This is a genomic window from Pseudactinotalea sp. Z1739 (genome assembly GCF_049725055.1).
Taxonomy (GTDB): Bacteria; Actinomycetota; Actinomycetes; order Actinomycetales; family Beutenbergiaceae; genus CALKWS01.
Window position 1 is genome coordinate 462,385 of record NZ_JBMPQA010000001.1, and the last position, 17,597, is coordinate 479,981.

Genomic DNA, 17,597 nt, shown 5'->3' on the forward strand with positions numbered 1-17,597 from the left:
GCTGCTCCCCTGCCCGGGAGCACCGCTGACACGGGAGCGCCGGCCGGGTCACCCCTCGATGGTGATGTGCACCTGCACCTGCTGCCGCGAGACGCCGCCTCCGGCCACCACACCCCGCAGCGGCGCCACGTCGTCATACTCCCGGCCCCGGCCCACGATCACGTGGTGGGGCCCGGTGGGGATGGAGTTGGTGGGGTCGAACCCGAACCAGTCCCCGCACCAGTACTCCACCCACGCGTGTGACTCCGCCGCCACCGTCTCCCCTACCCGAGCGGTCTCGGCGGAGGGGTGCAGGTAGCCGGACACGTACCGGGTGGGAATGCCCAGGTGGCGCAACGCGCCCGCGGCCAGGTGCGCCAGATCCTGGCACACACCCTTGCGCTCGGCCCAGGCCTCCGCGGCCCAGGTGTGCACCCCGGTGACCCCGGTGACGTACTCCACCTGCTCCCGCAGCGCCAGGCACACCGCCTCCGCCGCCGCCGCCGGGGCGGCGGTCCCGGCCGCGTCGGTGGCCAGGGCCTGCAGATCCTCCGGGATCCTGGTGGTCGGGGTGGACATCAGGAACTCCGTCATCCGGTCCTGCAGGTCCGGCGCCCTCAAGGTCTCCCACCCGGCTCCGCCCGAGCGGCCCTGCAGGGGGCTGAGCTCGACCCGCGCCCGGGCCAGCACGCCCAGTTCGGTGTGCGGGGTGAGCGCCTCGAAACCGAGCACCGCGGTGCCGAAGTAATCCCGGTACTCCGACCGGAAGGTGCACGGGTCGGCCGCGATGTCGGTCTCCAGCACAGTCTGCCCGGGCAGGGTCAGCGGGCGCATCCGCACCTCGTTGTAGGAGGCGGTGACGGGCCGCTCATACGCGATCGTGGTGCGGTGCTCGATCAACAAGGTGGTCCTGGTCGAGGTAGGTGCCGGAGCCTGGGAACTCACAGTTGCCCTCCGATCCACTCATCGTCGGTTGCCGAGGGGAAGAACTTCACCCGGATGGCGTCGCTGGCCTCCGAACACCCCTGCTGGACGCGCTGCATCTGCTCGGGCAGGTTGTGCAGCAGCGCCAGCAGCGGCTGGTACTCCAGGTCTGAGCGCACCCGGCCCAGGGTGCGGCGGGCGTCGGCCTCGCTGCGGTGGTGCACCTCGCTGGTGTCCAGCCGGGCGAGGCACCGCTCGGCGGTCTCCAGGGCGTACAGCACCGAGCGCGGGAAGAGCCGGTCCACCAGCAGGAACTCCGCGGCCAGGGAGTCGGAGTCACGGCCCCGGTAGGTGCGCAGGAACACCTCGTAGGCCCCGCAGGAGCGCAGCAGGGTGGTCCAGTCCGGGGCGGACGGCCCGGCCACCGCTCGGGTACTGATCAGCCGCGCGGTCATGTCGGCCCGCTCGATGCTGCGCCCGAGGAGGAAGAACTGGAAGGTCTCATCGCGCCGGGTGGCCGCGTCGGTGATCCCACCCACCACCGCCGCCCGCTCGCGCACCCAGCTGAAGAACTGATGGGAGGTGGAGGTCCCGATCATCTGCGGGAGTGCGTTCCAGGTGGAGTTCAGGGCCTCCCACAGCTCCGAGGAGAGGGAGTCCCGGGCCCGGCGGGCATTCTCCCGGGCCGAGGCCAGGGCGCCGGCGCAGGAACTGGGTGAGGTCTGGTCGTAGGCCAGCCTGGAGAGCACGTCGAAGCGGGTGACCTGGGACTCGCCGGCTTCCAGGCCCATCACTCCCAGCAGTGAGCGCAGCGCCAGGTCGTCATCGATCCAGGCGTCCTCGAGCAGGTGCTGCAAATAGGCGTCCACGATCCGGGAGGTGTCGTCGGCGCGCTCGACGTACCGCCCGATCCAGAACAGGGACTCAGCGATCCGGGAGAGCATCAGCCACCCACCTCTGTCGCCAGCGGGAACGAGCGAGCACCGGGCGCATCCGACGTCTGTTGTTGCTGTCGGGCCTGAGCGGTCAGGAAGCCGTCGGTCGGATTGGCGTCCCGTGCCACCCCCGGGGGCGCGGGCTGGGAGTCGGACCGGGTCCACTCCGGTAGGTCGGAGGTGCGGGCCAGGGGGCGCTGCTCACCCAGCACCCAGGTGTCCTTCGACCCACCGCCCTGGGAGGAGTTGACCACCAGCTGCCCTTCGGCCAGGGCCACCCGGGTGAGCCCGCCGGGCAGGACCCACACGTCAGTCCCGTCGTTGACCGCGAACGGGCGCAGATCCACGTGGCGCGGGCGCAGGGCGTCACTTGCCAGAGTGGGCACCGTGGACAACTGCACCACCGGCTGGGCGATCCAGCCGCGCGGGTCGGCCTGCAATTGCCTGCGGGCGGCGTCCAGTTCCGCCGCGTCGGCGTCGGGTCCGATCAGGATGCCCTTGCCGCCGGAGCCGTCGACCGGTTTGACCACCAGCTCGTCCAGGCGGTCCAGCACCTCGGCCAGTGCCTCGGGTTCCTCCAGCCGCCAGGTGTCCACGTTGGGCAGCAGCACCTCTTCGCCGAGGTAGTACCGGATCAGGTCGGGAATGTAGGTGTAGACGAGTTTGTCGTCGGCCACCCCGGTGCCCACCGCGTTGGCGATGGTGACGCTGCCGGCGCGGGCCGCGCCCATCAACCCCGGCACACCCAGCATGGAGTCGGGCCGGAAGCTCACCGGATCCACGAAGTCGTCGTCGATGCGGCGGTAGATCACATCCACCCGCCGGCGGCCCCCGGTGGTGCGCATGTACACCTTGTCCCCGGCGCAGTACAGGTCCCGGCCCTCCACCAGCTCCACACCCATCAGGCGGGCCAGCAGGGAGTGCTCGAAGTAGGCGCTGTTGTACACCCCCGGGGTCAGCACCACCACCACCGGGTCCTCCGCCCCGGCCGGGGCGGCGGCGGACAGCGCGGCCAGTAGCCGGCGGGGGTAATCGGCGACCTGGTTGATCCGCATCCGCGCGAACAACTCGGGGAAGGTCTGTGCCATCGCGCGTCGGTTGGAGAGCACGTAACTGACCCCGGAGGGCACCCGGGCGTTGTCCTCCAGCACCCGCCACCCGGTCGCCGCATCACGCACCACGTCGATGCCGGCGACGTGCACACGCACTCCGTTGGCAGGCTGGATCCCGCGGGCGGCGCGGTGGAAGTGCGCCGAGGAGACGATCAGCCGGCGCGGGATGACTCCGTCGGTGACGGCACGCTGATCGTTGTAGATGTCATCCAGCAGCGCCTCCAGGGCGCGGACCCGCTGGGCGATCCCGGGAGCCAGGTGGTCCCACTCGGCGGCATCGATCACCCGGGGCACCGCGTCCAGGGGGAAGGGCCGTTCCACACCGCCGACGTCGAAGGTGACGCCCTGGTTCAGGTAGGAGCGGGCCAGGGTGTCGGCGCGCCGGCGCAACTCCTCGGCGTCCAGCGCACCCACGGTGTCGTGCACGTGCCGGTAGGGCTTGCGCACCTGCAAGCCGTCCTCGAACATCTCATCCCAGGCCGTGCCGTCGGGGTAGCCGTCGAACAGATCTGCCATGGTTTCGACGGTAGCGCGCTCGCGCCGTTCGCGCGGCCCGGTCGGCCCCACCACCGGATCGCCGCCGGTCAGGCCGGCGCCCCAATCCACGCCGGCGCACTCATCCGGGTCCGCACGCGCCCGCGCCCGGAACCCACCCTCATCGAGGTTGGACCGGGGTGGCCGCGTACTGGCGCCGGATCAGCGGTTCGGCCGCTACACCACTGACGTGCTCCTCCTGCACCTGCCAGGTCGGGCGGTCGCCGGTCAGGGACCAGGCTGCCTGGACCGCGGCACCGGTGGCCACGTACTCCCCTGGTTCGGGCACCGATACCGGCAGCCCGAGTACCTGGGCGGCTACGACCTGCACCGCCGGGTTCTGGGCGGCGCCCCCGATGAGTTTCACCCGCCGGGCGTCCACGCCCTGGCCGCGTACGGCGTCGATCCCGTCGGCCAACCCGCACAGCAGGCCCTCCACCGCTGCCCTGGCCATGCACTGGCGGGTGGTGGAGGCCGGCGTCATCCCGTACAGGGTGGCCGTGGCATCGGGCAGGTTCGGGGTGCGCTCACCCTCGAAGTAGGGGCGCAGCACCAAGCCGTGGGAGCCGGGCGGGGCCGCCAGGGCCAGTCGCCCGAGCTCTTCATAGCCGACGTCGAGCAAATTGGCGATCACGTCCAGCACCCGGGCGGCGTTCATCGTGGCGATCAGCGGCAGGTAGGCGCCGGCGGCGTCGGCGAACCCGGCCACGGTGCCGGTGGCATCGTCTGCGACGGTGTCCGAGACCGCGCAGACCACCCCGGAGGTGCCGATCGAGACGATCACATCACCGGTACGAGCCCCCAGCCCCAGCGCCGAGCCGGCATTGTCTCCGCACCCGGATCCCACGGTGAGCCCCTCGGGGATCGGTTCGTGACCGGCGGTGACGCCCACCGCCTCCCCGGCCGCCGCGATCCGGGGCAGTACCACCTCGGAGGCGTCCCGGCGCAGCGCGCGGGAGAGCAGGTCGAGGTCGTAGTCCCCGCCCGGGGTGACGTACCCGGTGCCGGAGGCGTCGGAGTGGTCGGTGGTCAGCGCGCCCAGGTCCGGGTTGTCCGGCCCGAATCCGCGCAGCCGCCAGGTGAGCCAGTCGTGGGGCAGCGCCACCGCCGCCACCCGGGCGGCGTTCTCGGGCTCGGCATCGGCCAGCCAGCGCAGTTTGGTGATGGTGAAGGAGGCCACCGGCACCAATCCCGTGCGGCGCGCGAACTCGGCCGCGCCGACCTCCTCGGTCAGGTCGGCCGCGGCCCCGGCGCTGCGGGTGTCGTTCCACAGCAGCGCGTCCCGGATCACCCGGCCGCCCGCATCCAGGGCGACCATGCCGTGCTGCTGGGCACCCACCGAGATCGCGGCCACGTCGGCCAGCCCACCGGCGTCGGCCACCGCGGCCAGCAGCGCCTGCCACCAGGCCTCGGGGTCCACCTCGGTGCCGTCGGGATGGGTGGCGCGGCCCTGCCGGACCAGGGTCCCGTCGTCGGCGTCTCGGATCACCACCTTGCAGGACTGGGTGGAGGAGTCCACCCCGGCCACGAGTCGGCGCCGGCTCATCACGACCTCAGCGCGCGCCGAGCAGGTGCTCGGTGACGAGCTGCTGCAGCCGCACGAACCCGGCGCCACGGCCACCGAAGTAGGCGTCGGCGTCGAAGTCCTCCCAGGCACTGGCATCGGTCAGGAGGTCCCGGACGGACTCACCCTGCCCCAGCGTCGGTGTGGCCAGCTCGTTGACCTTGGCCTGCGCCAGGGCCTCCTGGACCTCCGGGTCGGCGCGGAAGGCGGTGGCGCGCTCCTTCAGGATCAGGTAGTTGACCATGTTCGCCCGCACCGAGTCCCACACGCCGGTGTAGTCCTCGGTCCTGGACGGCTTGTAGTCGAAGTGGCGCGGCCCGGTGTAGGCCTGGCCCCCGTCCGGCGAACCGTTCTCCAGCAGGTCCACCAGGGAGAAGGCGTTGTACAGGTCGCCGTGGGCGAAGACCAGGTCCTGGTCGTACTTGATGCTGCGCTGGCCGTTGAGGTCGATGTGGAAGAGCTTGCCGTGGTCCAGGGCCTGAGCGACACCGGCGGTGAAGTTCAGACCGGCCATCTGCTCGTGACCCACCTCGGGGTTGATCCCGACCAGGTCGGGGTGTTCCAGGGTGGCGATGAAGGCCATCGCGTGCCCCAGGGTGGGCAGCAGGATGTCACCGCGAGGCTCGTTCGGCTTGGGCTCCAACGCGAAGCGGATGTCATAGCCCTGCTCCTGCACGTAGGACGTCAGCAGGTTCATCCCCTCCCGGTAACGCGCCATCGCCGACTGCACGTCCTTGGCGGCGTCGTACTCGGCGCCCTCGCGCCCGCCCCACAGCACATAGGTCTGCGCGCCGAGCTCGGCGGCCAGGTCGATGTTGCGCAGCACCTTGCGCAGGGCGTAACGACGCACCTCACGGTCGTTGTTGGTGAGGCCGCCGTCCTTGAACACCGGGGCGCTGAACAGGTTCGTGGTGACCATCGGGATCACCAGCCCGGTGGCAGCCAGCGCCTCCTTCAGGCGGTCGATCTGCTTCTGCCGCTCGGCGTCGGTGGAGCCGAAGGCGAACAGGTCATCGTCATGGAAGGTCATCCCGTACGCGCCGTAGGAGGCGAGTTTCTCCACCGCCTCCACCACGTCCAGGTCCGGACGGGTCGGACCACCGAAGGGGTCAGTGCCGGTCCATCCGATCGTCCACAGTCCGAAGGAGAATTTGTCTTCTTTGGTGGGGGTGGGCAGCGCCATTGCGGTTCCTTCCTGAGGCCTTTGTTGTTGACCACAACCTATCAGGTGTGCGGGGGTGCGGGTAGCCTGAGCGACAGATCTGGCCGGCCGGTTCCGAACCGGTAGGTCCTGACCGACTAGACGCGGAGGTGCGCGTGGCCCTCGAGGATCCCACGCCCCCGGGTGCCCAGGCGTCGGGAGCATCCGGCAACGGAACCGACGGGCCGCAGGGCACGGATCCGGACGAGCCGGTCTCGTCCGCGAACGGTCCGGCCCCCACCGCTACCACCGCGCGGCGTCCCGGCGCCACCGGCAGCCTGCCCGTGCGGCGGATCAACCTTTCTACCCTGATGCGCCTGGTGCACACCCGCGGGCCCCTGTCCCGGGCAGACCTGACCCGGGCGACGGGCCTGAACCGCTCCACCGTCGGGGTGCTGCTGGCCGAGTTGTCCGACCACGGCCGGGTGGTGGCCGGCAAACCCGCCCCGGGCAGAGCGGTCGGGCGGCCCAGCCCCCTCATCCACGCCGCGCCGGGCATCGCGGCGATCACGGTGTACCCCGACGCCGACGCACTCGATGTGGCCGTGGTGAGCCTGACCGGCAAGGTGACCCAGCGCATCCGGCGCGCGGTCGCGGCGCCGCCCACCCCGGAACAGACGGTGGCCCTGACCGCGCAGATCATCGATGAGTTCGCGCTGGACCCGGGCCGGGTGAGCCCGCTCGGCATCGGAATGGCGGTTCCCGGGCTGGTGCGCGCCCGGGACGGGTTCGTGCACATGGCCCCGCACCTGCCGTGGCGGGACGTGCCGATCGCGGAACTGATGCACGTGGGCACCGGCCTGCCCACCTGGGCCGGCAACGACGCGACCCTGGGCACCGACGCCGAGGCGATATTCGGCGCCGGGCGCGGCGCTGGCACACTGGTGTACCTGCACGGCGGCTCCGGCGGCATCGGTTCGGGAGTCCGGCTGGGCAGGGCCGGTGCGCGGGGCGGTGCTGACCTCCCGGGCGAGCCGGGCGCACCCGTGGAACTGGGCGCCCCGGACGCCGCCCGGGCCGACGGCGGCGCCTACCTACCCGAACTCGGCCACCTGATGGTCAACTCCGAGGGTGTTCGGTGCCATTGCGGAGCCGTCGGGTGCCTCGAGACGGAGGTGAACCTGGCCCGCCTTCGCGGCGCTCTGCCCGACCAGGAGTTCCCGGAGGGTTCGCGGGCCTCCGAGTTGGCCGAGGTGCTCAACGCGGCCGGCGGGATCGAGCTGCCCGAGGTGGCGCGGCAGATCGGCTTCCTGGCCACCGGCATCCGCAACAGTGTGAACGCCTTCGCCCCGGATCTGGTGCTCCTGGGCGGCTTCCTGGCCACCCTGTTCGACGTGGCGCCGCGCCAGTTGACCTCGATGGTGCGCGATCAACTCATGCCGCCACTGGCTGCGGTGCAGATACGCCGCGGCACCCTCGGCTCCGAGCGGATTCACATCGGTGCCGCCGAAGCCGTCTTCGAACCGTTGCTGCGCGACCCCTTGGGTGATCATCGCGGGTGAAGGCGGGGCCAGTGGCGTTCCTGGTCGATGAGACCACGATGAGACGCAGGTGAGGGACTTCTCCTTCAACGGGCAAATCGTGCGTGACTGTCGCATCCTGGCGTCATGACTCCACGACGACCGATCACCCGCGGCCTCGCCCTCGGCACGGCGGCACTCCTGCTCCTGGCCGGTTGCGGCGACGCCGAGGACGAGTCCCTGGAGCCGGTGGACACCACTGAGGCTCCACCGGCCGACGACGAGCCCACCGACGAGCCCACCGACGACGCCGAAGGCACCGACGACGAGTCCACGGAGACCGCGACCGAGGAGCCCACCGGAGGCGCCGGCGGTGACCACGCCGGGGTGCTGGCCGCGATCGACCTGGCCGAGTCCGAGACGGGCGGCACCGCCTTCGAAGTCGACGACGCTGACGGTGGCAACTGGGAGATCTACGTCGCCTCGGAGTCGGATGAGATCGAGGTCCTGGTCAGCCCCGACGGCACCGAGGTGCTGGAGAGCGAGCGCGAGGGCAGCCTGGACGACGAGGACCGCGCAGGTCTGGACGCGGCGACCATCACGATCTCCGAGGCCATCGAGATCGCAGCCGAGCACGGCACCGGATCGATCGACGACGTGAAACTCGATGATGAGGACGGCGGCATGTTCGCGTGGGAGGTGACCTTCACCGACGACGTGGAGGTGTACATCAACGTCGCTGATGGCGAGATCCTGCGCGTGGAGGACGACTGAGCGAGGACCTGACCGGCACCGGCCCGAGCGGTGAGGCACCGCACAGGCGGGCGGATCGTGCGATCGGCTCCCGATGCGGTAACCTGGTTCCTTGAGTTCGGCGCGGTCGATCGCTGAGGTTCAGCGGTGGCGTGGTCACACCTCGCAGCGCAGCGCCACTCCAGGCAGGTACGGCACGGCATCCCTACGCCGACGTGCCGGCACATGAAAAGCCCTCACAGACCAGATTGAGATCGCGCGAGCGAACGCACAAGAGAGTCAACACGTGGCAAACATCAAGTCCCAGATCAAGCGCAACCGCACCAACGAGAAGGCGCGGCTGCGCAACAAGGCCGTCAAGTCCGAACTGAAGACGCACGTGCGTCGGGTTCGTCAGGCCATCAGCGACGGCGACAAGAACGCTGCCGGTGACGCGCTGAAGTCCGCGAGCCGGAAGTTGGACAAGGCCGCCAGCAAGGGCGTCATTCACGCCAACCAGGCCGCGAACCGCAAGTCGGCGCTGGCCAAGCAGGTCGCCGCGCTCTGACGCGGCGCCACCAAGCACCAACGAACCACGGCGCCGCCCGGCTCTTCGCCGGCGGCGCCGTTGGCATGCCCTCACCCGGCAACGGGCCCGGCTGACTCCCCCGACCCGGCCGGGGCCAGGTGCAGCCGGCCGCGATCGATGCGCGCCGGAATCATGCGGACCACCGCCGTGACCGGGATCGGGCCGTAGACGTGCGGAAACAACTCCGACGCCGGATCGTCGGGGTCCCCGGGCTCATAGCGCACCGGTGACCCGGCCCGGTCCAGCCCTGCCCGGTCCACTTCCAGCACCAGGAGGTCCCCGCTGACGTCGGCGTACCCGGCCTCGGCCACGCGGGCGAGTTGGTCCGGCGACGAGCAGTGCACGAAGCCGACCTGGTCCAGCGTGGCGCCGCGGGTCGATCGGTCGTACCAGCCCGACTCCTGCGCGGCTTGCCAGTACTCGGGCTCGGCCAGGTGCCAGATCGTCGTCATCGTCCGACCGTATCGGTCGCGTCGGTCTCGGGTCGGTGACCGCCCGGTTCGGCGGCGTCAGCGCTTCATGGCAGGCTTGTGCCGTGGCCCCTCCCCGTCGTCGATCCGCATCCGAAGCACTCACCTGGAAGCAGGCGCCGTTGGCCCCGGTGGTGCTGGTGCGTGGCGCGGAGTCGGTTCTGGCCGACCGGGCCCTGGAGCGCATCGCCGGTCTGGTCCGTGAGCACGCCGCCGCCGGTGGCAGCCCGCAGGTGGAGCAGACTGTGCTGGAGGCGGACACCTACGAGTCCGGGCAACTGGACATGGTGGCCTCACCCTCCTTGTTCGCCGAACCGCGCCACATCGTCGTCACCGCTGTGGAATCGGCCAGCGACGCCTTCATCACCGATGGGCTGGCCTATCTGGACCGAGCCGGTGACCAGGTCGAAGACGTCACCCTGGTGCTGCGGCACGCCAAGGGGAACCGTGGCAAGAAACTGCTGGACGCCGTCGCCGCGCGCTACCCGGTGGTGCAGTGTGATCCGATCAAGCGCGATGCGGACAAGGCCGCCTTCGTGGCCGAGGAGTTCCGTGATGCCGGCCGCCGGGCGACCTCTGCGGCCGTACAGACGTTGGTGGAGGCGGTCGGGTCCGATCTTCGGGAGCTTGCTGCGGCGGCACGTCAACTGATCGCGGACACCGCCGGTTCGATCACGCCGGATGTCGTGGACCGTTACTACGGGGGGCGGGTGGAGGCGACCGGCTTCCGGGTGGCCGATACCGCGATCGCCGGCGATGGCACCGCTGCGGTGACCCTGTTACGCCACGCCCTGTCCACGGGGGTGGACCCGGTGCTGCTGGTGGCCGCGTTGGCGATGAAGGTCCGCACGCTGGCCAAGGTGGCCGCCGGCCGGAGCCGGGGCGCCACCGCGGCGGAACTGGGGCTGGCGCCCTGGCAACTGGACCGGGCCCGCCGGGAGTTGCGCGGCTGGACCCCGGAGGGCCTGGCGACGGCGATCGCGGCTGTCGCCGACGCCGACGCGCAGGTCAAGGGGGCCGGCCGGGATCCCGAGTTCGCCGTCGAGCGGGCCGTCCTGACCGTGGCGCAGGCGCGCCACGGCTGAGCACCGGTCCGGCTCAGCCACGACTTGTCGCAGGGTCACGGTGCGCGACTGCTGACTACCGGCCCCGGGTACGCCACCACAGCGTCGCGGCCAGGAGTCCGGCGCTCACCAGCACCGCACCGCCGGTGCCCTCCGGCCAGGGCAGGGTGGCCAACGGAAGACCCGCCGTGGTGGTCGCCACGGTCGCGATCCATGCGGTGAACCACGCCGCCGCCTGGGCCAGGGATTGCGCCCCGGCGGGCCAGAACGGCTGACAGAGCGTAGCCAGCACCCCCAGCAAGGTGGCCGGGGGCACCGCCGGGGTGGCCAGCACGTTCGCCAGCACCCCGTGGGTGGGCAGTCCGGGTGCGAGGAACAGGATCACCGGGGCGCACACCAATTGCGCAGCGGCCGGCACCGCGGCGGCCATGGCGACCTGGGGCGGGCACACCCCGCCCAGCCTGCGGGCGATCGGGGCTGCCAGGGCGAGCAGCCCGGAGGTGGCCACCACGGACAGGGTGAATCCGAAGTCCCGGGACAGCCAGGGATCCAGGCCGAGAAGCACGATCACGGTGGCCAGCAGCGCCGGGATGCTCGCACGTGGTCGTCCGGTGGCGAGTCCGAGCAGCAGCACCGCGCCCATCGTGCCGGCGCGCAGCACACTGCCGGAGGGGTAGACCAGGGCGACGAAGCCGAGCAGGACTACCCCGCCCACGCCCGCGCGCACCCAGACCGGCGCCCACCACAGGCACAACACCACCGACCCGAGCACGATCGCCACGTGCATGCCGGAGACCGCGGTGATGTGGGTGAGGGACACCGTGCGCAGGTCCTCCCCCAGCACCGGCGGCATCGCCCTGGTGTCCCCCAGAGCGATCCCCGGCACCAGGCCGCGGGCCTGCGGGGCCAGGCCGTCGCTGACCGAGACCAGGCCGCTGCGCAGCCGGTTCACGGCACGGTGATGCCAGGCCGCGGGACCGTGCTGATGGGCGCCGGCGGTCACGACGAGCAGTGCCGCAGCCGAGTCGCCCGCGCCGGTCGGAACCACCCTCGCCCGTACCCACCAGGTGGTGCCCACCGGGACGTCGCGCCACCCGGCGTCGGTGAGCAGCAGCACCGGCAGGTCACGTGCACGTTCGGCATCGTGGAGCACGCCGAACAGGCGTGCGGGCACCCGGTACCGCTCGGACCGCTCCGAGGCCAGGCGTTGTGGCTCGGCGGTCGGTTGCACGATCGCCGTGACCTCCGCGGGATGGCCGGTGATGACGGCGCTGCGCTCGGTGGCCCGGACCGTCGCCACCCCCAGCACCGACCCGGCCACGACGCCGGTGAGTAGGACCGTGGCGGTCACCCGGTCACGTCGTTCCCGGCGGTGCCGACCCGGTCGCGACCGCGACAGCCGCACGCCGCACAGCAGGGACATGAGCAGCAGGAGGCCGGACAGGACGGCACCAGCAAGGGGCTGTTGGCCGAGCACCCACCAGCAGCCGACCCAGGTCACCAGGGCACCGGGCAGCAGCCGCAGGTCGACCGGCGCCCGGTCCATCCACGCCGAGGACGCACTGCTCATCGCTCGCTCACACGATGACCAGGTCCCGCAGGCGCTCCATGGTGGCCGGGCCGATCCCGGACACCGCCCGCAACTCCTCGACGCTGCCGAACGGGCCGTGCTCGTCACGGTGGGCCAGGATGCGTTCGGCCATCGCCGGCCCGATGCCCGGGAGCGTCTGCAACTCGGTCGAGCCGGCCGAGTTCAGGTTCACCACCGCAGCCGCCTCGCCACCACCGTGCTCACCGCTTCCGGCTGGAGCAGGTGGCGCATCACGACCCCCGGCACCCGCACTGACCTCCTCCCCGACCACCGGCACGTACACCTGTTGGCCATCCACCACGGCCGCGGCCAGGTTCAGCGCAGCCAGGTCCGCCTCCGCTGTGGAACCACCGGCCGCGGTGAGCGCATCGTGGACACGGGCCGTGTCGGGCAGCTCGACGATGCCGGGCTCGCGCACGGCGCCGGCCACGTGCACGATGACCACAGCCAACCCCGGGTCTCCGGCGTCCGGGCTCGTCGCGTCGGTCCCGCTCGGCTCGGGTTCCCCGGGAGCCGGGCCGGCGGAGTCTGCCCCGTCGGACGCGGGCCCTCCGGCGCCGACGTCATCGCCCGGCGCCCCTGCGCCCGTCCAGTCCGCCGGCGGCTCCGGCCGGGCCCACTCCGGTTGATGCGCGGGCGCGCTCGGCCGGGTGAGGACGATAGTGACGGTGGCGGCCACGGCGAGCAGCAGAACCACCACTCCGATCCGCACCGACAACAGCACCGGGGTACCCCATCTGTTCCCGCGGGCGCCTTGGGTGCGCGTGGACCAGGCCGTGCGGCCTGGTTGCTCGTCCGGCATTTCAGCGCCGATCTGGCCGGCACCCGCGCCGGCCGGCGCCGCCTCCGGAGGGGCCACCGCCCCGGGCTCGTGCGGCGTCATGGCACCACCAGTGGCGTGCGCGGCCTCCGTCACCAGACGCAGCCGCCGGCTGGCATCGGTCATGGACCGAGGCTAGGACGACCGGCCGGCGCACCATCCACGAGCCCAACGACCCTGTGGACATCACCGATCAGGCCGCGTTCCTGTGGACCTGCCCATTGCTCTGGTCCTGACACCGAACTCCGCGGCCAACAGCGCTCGGCCACCCACCGACACATCACCATCCCGTGAACAGCCACCGCTTGACCGTCTTCCGCAGGCGTTGCTAGCATCCTATTGATATGACCAAGACTCAGTTCAACGTCTACCTGCCGCCGGACCTGGTCCGGGCGGTCAAGCACCGGGCTATCGACGAGGGGTTGAGCCTGTCCGCCCTGGTGGAGCAGGTACTGACCGCCTACGTGCGCACCGAGCAGAGGGAGGAGGACGGATGATCGTCACCCGACCGGTGCGATTCACCGGTTCGATGGCTGCCCACCGACGCCTGTTCGAGGCGCTCGGGGCACAGTGCCTGTCCGATCACGGAGACCGGGCGGTCTACGGTTTCGACCACGGCCGCATCGCCCTCCATACCGCCGATGAGACCTACCCCGCCGGGCTGACCACGATCGGGTTCGAGACCAATGACCTGGACGCCTGTGCCGCCGCCGCGGCCGGCGCAACTCCGCCCGGGGTGAGCATCGCGGTGCAGGCTGCCCCGCATGGCCGGGCCGTCGTCGTCGGCTCCCCCGATGGCACACGTTCACCGTCGATCCGCTCGCACCGCAGCCAGTCCGCGTTGACCCACCGGTGGTGGCCTCGCAGCCGGCGCCGGTCAGCCCGGGACGACGTTGACCAGTTTGGGCGCGCGCACGATCACCTTGCGGACCCCGCGCCCGTCCAAGTGCTGCTGCACCGCCTCGGAGGCCAGCGCTGCGGCCTTCAGGTCCTCCTCGCTGATCTCGGGTGAGACCTGCAACCGATCACGCACCTTACCGGCCACCTGCACCACACAGGTCACCTGCTCCTCCACCAGCAGCGCCTCATCGGCCACCGGGAAGGGGTGGTGGGCCACCGATCCGGTGTGCCCCATGCGCTGCCACAGCTCCTCGGCCAGGTGCGGTGCCACCGGGGCCACCATCAGCACCAACGGTTCCACCGCGGCACGCGGCACCGGGTCCAGGGCGGTCAGGTGGTTGTTCAGCACGATCATCCGCGCGATCGCGGTGTTGGGGCGCATCGCGTCCATCTCGGTGCGGACATCGGCGATGGTGCGGGCCACCAGTCGGCGCGTGGCCTCATCGGGCTCGGCATCGGAGACGGTGACCTCCCCGGTGTGCTCATCCACGATGTTGCGCCACAGCCGCTGCAGGAACCGCTGGGCGCCCACCACGGCGCGGGTCTCCCAGGGGCGGGAGAGGTCCAGCGGCCCCATCGACATCTCATACACCCGGAAGGTGTCCGCGCCGTACTCGGCGTACATCTCATCGGGGCTGACCATGTTCTTCAGGGACTTGCCCATCTTGCCGTACTCGCGCCGCACCGTCTCGCCCTCGTAGGTCCAGTACGTCTCCCCCTGGGCGTCGACGTGTTCGGTGACGTCCTCGGCCGGGACGTACACCCCGCGTGCATCGGTGTAGGCGTAGGCCTGGATGTAGCCCTGGTTGAACAGTTTGTGGAACGGCTCGGCCGAGGACACATGGCCCAGGTCGTACAGCACCTTGTGCCAGAACCGGGCGTACAGCAGGTGCAGGACGGCGTGCTCCACGCCCCCGACGTACAGGTCGGCCCCTCCGGTGGTGCGGCCGCCGTCGGCGCCGGTGCGCGGGCCCATCCAGTAGGCCTCGTTGGCCGGGTCCGCGAAGGCCTCGGTGTTGTCCGGATCCAGGTAGCGCAACTCGTACCAGCACGAACCCGCCCAGTTCGGCATCGTGTTCGTATCGCGCCGGTAGGTGCGCGGCCCATCGCCCAGGTCCAACTCCACCTCGACCCAGTCGGTGGCCCGGCTCAGCGGGGCCTCCGGCTCGGAGTCGGCGTCGTCGTCGGCATAGGTGCGCGGGGAGAAGTCCGGCACCTCCGGCAACTCCACCGGCAGGGCCGATTCGGGCAGATCGATCACCCGCCCGTCGGCGTCGTAGACCACCGGGAACGGCTCGCCCCAGTAGCGCTGCCGGGAGAACAGCCAGTCCCGCAGCCGGTAGGTCGTGGCCGCCGCGCCCATCCCCTGGTTCTGCAGCCAGGCGATGATGGTCTCCTTGGCGGTGGCCACGTCCATGCCGTTCAGGTCGATGCCCTCGGCAGCGGAGTTGATCACCGTCCCCTCCCCCGACCAGGCACCGCCCTCGAAGCCCTCCGGCGCGGTCACCGTGGGAATCACGGGCAGGTCGTAAGCCTCGGCGAACTCGTAGTCGCGCTGGTCCCCCCCGGGGACCGCCATGATCGCCCCGGTGCCGTACCCCATCAGCACGTAGTCGGCGATGAAGACCGGGATCTGGGCACCGTTCACCGGGTTCGTGGCGTACACACCGGTGAACACCCCGGTCTTGACCCGGCCCTCGTCCTGTCGTTCGGCGTCGGTCTTGGCCGCGGCAGCGGCGCGGTACTGCTCGACGGCGGCTGCCGGGGTGGGCGCCCGGCCCGTCCAGGAGTTCCGGGTTCCCTCCGGCCACTGCGCCGGGATCAGGTCCGTCAGCGCCGGGTGCTCCGGGGCCAGCACCATGAAGGTCGCCCCGAACAGGGTGTCGGGCCGGGTGGTGAAGACCTCCACGTGCCCCGACGGCAGCGCGAACCGCACGTTCGCCCCGGTGGAGCGCCCGATCCAGTTGCGTTGCATCGCCTTGATCTTCTCGGGCCAGTCCAGCCGGTCCAGATCATCGATCAACCGGTCGGAGTAGGCGCTGATCCGCATCATCCACTGGCGCAGGTTGCGAGTGAAGACCGGGAAGTTGCCGCGCTCGGAGCGACCCTCGGCGGTGACCTCCTCGTTCGCCAGCACGGTGCCCAGCCCCGGGCACCAGTTCACCGGAACATCATCGACGTAAGCCAGACGGAAGCCGGCCAGCACCTGCTCCTGCTCGGCCGGGCTCATCCGGTTCCAGTCCCCGCCCCCCGGGGTTGCCCGGCTCCCGTCGGCGAACTGGGCGCGCAGCTCCTCGATCGGGCGGGCCGCACCCTTGGTGCCGTCGGGGTTGGTGGCTCCGGCGTCGAACCAGGAGTTGAAGATCTGCAGGAAGATCCACTGGGTCCAGCGCACATAGCCCGGGTCGGTGGTGGCGAAGGTACGGCGGGGGTCGTGCCCCAGGCCCAGGCGCCGCAACTGGCGGCCCATGGTGGCGATGTTCTCCTCGGTGGTGATCCGGGGGTGCTGGCCGGTCTGGACCGCGTACTGCTCCGCGGGCAGGCCGAAGGCATCGTAGGCCAGGGCGTGCAGGACGTTGTCCCCGTTCATCCGCCGGTAGCGCGCCAGTACATCGGTGGCGATATATCCCAGCGGGTGACCCACGTGCAGGCCCTTGCCCGAGGGGTAGGGGAACATGTCCAGCACGTAGAACTTCTCGGCCGGGACCGGCTCACCGGTGGCCAGGGCGCCGGTGGGGTTGGGCGCCTGGAAGGTGCCCTCGCGCTCCCAGTAGTCCTGCCAGCGGTTCTCGATGGCATCGGCCAGCGCGGCGGTGTACCGGTGCGGCGGCACCTCATCGGCGCTGGGAGGGGGTTGGGTGTGCGTCTGCGACATCGGTGATTCCTTGTCGGGGCCGCCGTGGGCGGCATCGGGGGCTGACATGAAACGACCTCCCGAGCATGGGAGGTCGGCCGCGCTGATGCGGCGCCATCGGAGGCGCCCGCTGAAGTCAGCGCGGCTGGGTAAGCAACTCCGTACCGAACATGGCCATCAGTCTAACGCAGCGCGCACCCGCACCGATAGGCAGGCTCAGCCCGCCGGGGGCGGGCCGCGCGCGGGACTACTCCTCGGCCTCCAAGTAGGAGCCACTGGCGGCGGCCTCCTGGATCGCGTCGGCGAGCCTGGCCAGTTCGGCCTGATCTGACTCGGACAGGACCGAATCGACGATCTCGGCGATATGGCGCACGTGCCGCCGACCGATGTCGGCCTGCAGGGCGGCACCGGCCTCGGTGAGCACCACGAGCACCTCGCGGCCGTCCGACGGCGACTCCTCCCGCCGGACGTACCCGGCGGACTGCAGCCGGCCCACCATCCGGGACAGACTGGGTTGGGAGATCAGCAGGTTCGCGTTGAGTTCCCACTGCCGGGCCCGCCCACCCAACCTGGCCAGGTTGAACAGCACGTCGTACTCCCGGGAGCGCAGTGGCTGGAAGTCCTTGGACTCCTCGAATCGCTGCATCATGCTCACCTGAGCACGAAAGAGGGCCTCCCACGCCGCTGCAGCAGTGCGGATACTCATCGTCACCACCCTCCCTTCATGAGGCGATCGTCATCGCATCACCGACCAGACGTAGGCGCGGACCCTCCCGTGCTGTTGAGTGCCACCCATCATAACAAAGTATATGCGTATGTATTTATACTCTGAACGTCTATCCGGCCGATCGAATGCCTATCTCATCCC

The 17,597-nt window shown here is 70.9% G+C and carries 15 protein-coding genes; 5 read left to right on the forward strand and 10 right to left on the reverse strand.

Annotated features, from left to right (window positions below):
- Positions 1-48: 48 nt before the first annotated feature.
- The 5 genes from ACO0LV_RS02130 to xylA all read right to left on the reverse strand — a co-directional run bounded on the left by ACO0LV_RS02130 (position 49) and on the right by xylA (position 6,231).
- On the reverse strand, positions 49-924 hold the full coding sequence (locus ACO0LV_RS02130; protein ID WP_424786209.1) for a transglutaminase family protein: 876 nt from the start codon (positions 922-924) through the stop codon (positions 49-51).
- The gene (locus ACO0LV_RS02135) at positions 921-1,847 is read right to left on the reverse strand and encodes an alpha-E domain-containing protein (protein WP_424786210.1); all 927 of its coding nucleotides are present in this window, start codon (positions 1,845-1,847) and stop codon (positions 921-923) included. The genes ACO0LV_RS02130 and ACO0LV_RS02135 overlap by 4 nt, the downstream gene beginning before the upstream one ends.
- Positions 1,847-3,466, reverse strand: a complete 1,620-nt coding sequence (locus ACO0LV_RS02140) for a circularly permuted type 2 ATP-grasp protein (RefSeq protein WP_424786211.1) — start codon at positions 3,464-3,466, stop codon at positions 1,847-1,849. Before ACO0LV_RS02140 ends, ACO0LV_RS02135 begins: the two co-directional genes overlap by 1 nt.
- Before the next feature lie 139 nt (positions 3,467-3,605).
- Positions 3,606-5,030: a xylulokinase gene (locus ACO0LV_RS02145; RefSeq protein WP_424786212.1), complete on the reverse strand. Its 1,425-nt coding sequence runs from the start codon at positions 5,028-5,030 to the stop codon at positions 3,606-3,608.
- A gap of 7 nt (positions 5,031-5,037) precedes the next feature.
- Entirely contained in the window at positions 5,038-6,231 is a 1,194-nt protein-coding gene (xylA, locus tag ACO0LV_RS02150) for a xylose isomerase (RefSeq protein WP_424786213.1), read from the reverse strand.
- Positions 6,232-6,365: 134 nt separating this feature from the next.
- On the opposite strand from xylA, the gene ACO0LV_RS02155 reads away from it, so the two are divergent.
- The 3 genes from ACO0LV_RS02155 to rpsT all read left to right on the forward strand — a co-directional run bounded on the left by ACO0LV_RS02155 (position 6,366) and on the right by rpsT (position 9,009).
- Positions 6,366-7,751, forward strand: coding sequence for an ROK family protein (locus ACO0LV_RS02155; RefSeq protein ID WP_424786214.1), 1,386 nt, complete (start codon positions 6,366-6,368; stop codon positions 7,749-7,751).
- A 105-nt stretch (positions 7,752-7,856) separates the two neighbouring features.
- Complete coding sequence (locus tag ACO0LV_RS02160) at positions 7,857-8,483, forward strand: PepSY domain-containing protein (RefSeq protein ID WP_424786215.1); 627 nt, start codon at positions 7,857-7,859, stop codon at positions 8,481-8,483.
- A 265-nt stretch (positions 8,484-8,748) separates the two neighbouring features.
- Positions 8,749-9,009: a 30S ribosomal protein S20 gene (gene rpsT / locus ACO0LV_RS02165; protein ID WP_424786216.1), complete on the forward strand. Its 261-nt coding sequence runs from the start codon at positions 8,749-8,751 to the stop codon at positions 9,007-9,009.
- A gap of 71 nt (positions 9,010-9,080) precedes the next feature.
- Here rpsT and ACO0LV_RS02170 read toward each other — a convergent pair whose 3' ends face one another.
- Positions 9,081-9,482 (reverse strand): DUF952 domain-containing protein, encoded by a 402-nt coding sequence (locus ACO0LV_RS02170; RefSeq protein ID WP_424786217.1) that lies wholly within the window; start codon positions 9,480-9,482, stop codon positions 9,081-9,083.
- 83 nt (positions 9,483-9,565) lie between these two features.
- Here ACO0LV_RS02170 and holA point away from each other — a divergent pair, with 83 nt between their 5' ends.
- Complete coding sequence (gene holA, locus ACO0LV_RS02175; protein WP_424786218.1) at positions 9,566-10,585, forward strand: DNA polymerase III subunit delta; 1,020 nt, start codon at positions 9,566-9,568, stop codon at positions 10,583-10,585.
- A gap of 55 nt (positions 10,586-10,640) precedes the next feature.
- Here holA and ACO0LV_RS02180 read toward each other — a convergent pair whose 3' ends face one another.
- Positions 10,641-12,134, reverse strand: a complete 1,494-nt coding sequence (locus ACO0LV_RS02180; RefSeq protein WP_424786219.1) for a ComEC/Rec2 family competence protein — start codon at positions 12,132-12,134, stop codon at positions 10,641-10,643.
- A 7-nt stretch (positions 12,135-12,141) separates the two neighbouring features.
- On the reverse strand, positions 12,142-13,101 hold the full coding sequence (locus ACO0LV_RS02185; RefSeq protein WP_424786220.1) for a helix-hairpin-helix domain-containing protein: 960 nt from the start codon (positions 13,099-13,101) through the stop codon (positions 12,142-12,144).
- Positions 13,102-13,319: 218 nt separating this feature from the next.
- Here ACO0LV_RS02185 and ACO0LV_RS02190 point away from each other — a divergent pair, with 218 nt between their 5' ends.
- On the forward strand, positions 13,320-13,472 hold the full coding sequence (locus ACO0LV_RS02190; RefSeq protein ID WP_424786221.1) for a CopG family transcriptional regulator: 153 nt from the start codon (positions 13,320-13,322) through the stop codon (positions 13,470-13,472).
- A 380-nt stretch (positions 13,473-13,852) separates the two neighbouring features.
- On the opposite strand, the gene leuS is transcribed toward ACO0LV_RS02190, so the two are convergent.
- Both leuS and ACO0LV_RS02200 read right to left on the reverse strand, forming a co-directional pair.
- Entirely contained in the window at positions 13,853-16,750 is a 2,898-nt protein-coding gene (gene leuS, locus ACO0LV_RS02195) for a leucine--tRNA ligase (protein WP_424786222.1), read from the reverse strand.
- Positions 16,751-16,976: 226 nt separating this feature from the next.
- Positions 16,977-17,435 (reverse strand): MarR family winged helix-turn-helix transcriptional regulator, encoded by a 459-nt coding sequence (locus ACO0LV_RS02200; RefSeq protein WP_424786223.1) that lies wholly within the window; start codon positions 17,433-17,435, stop codon positions 16,977-16,979.
- Positions 17,436-17,597: the final 162 nt, after the last annotated feature.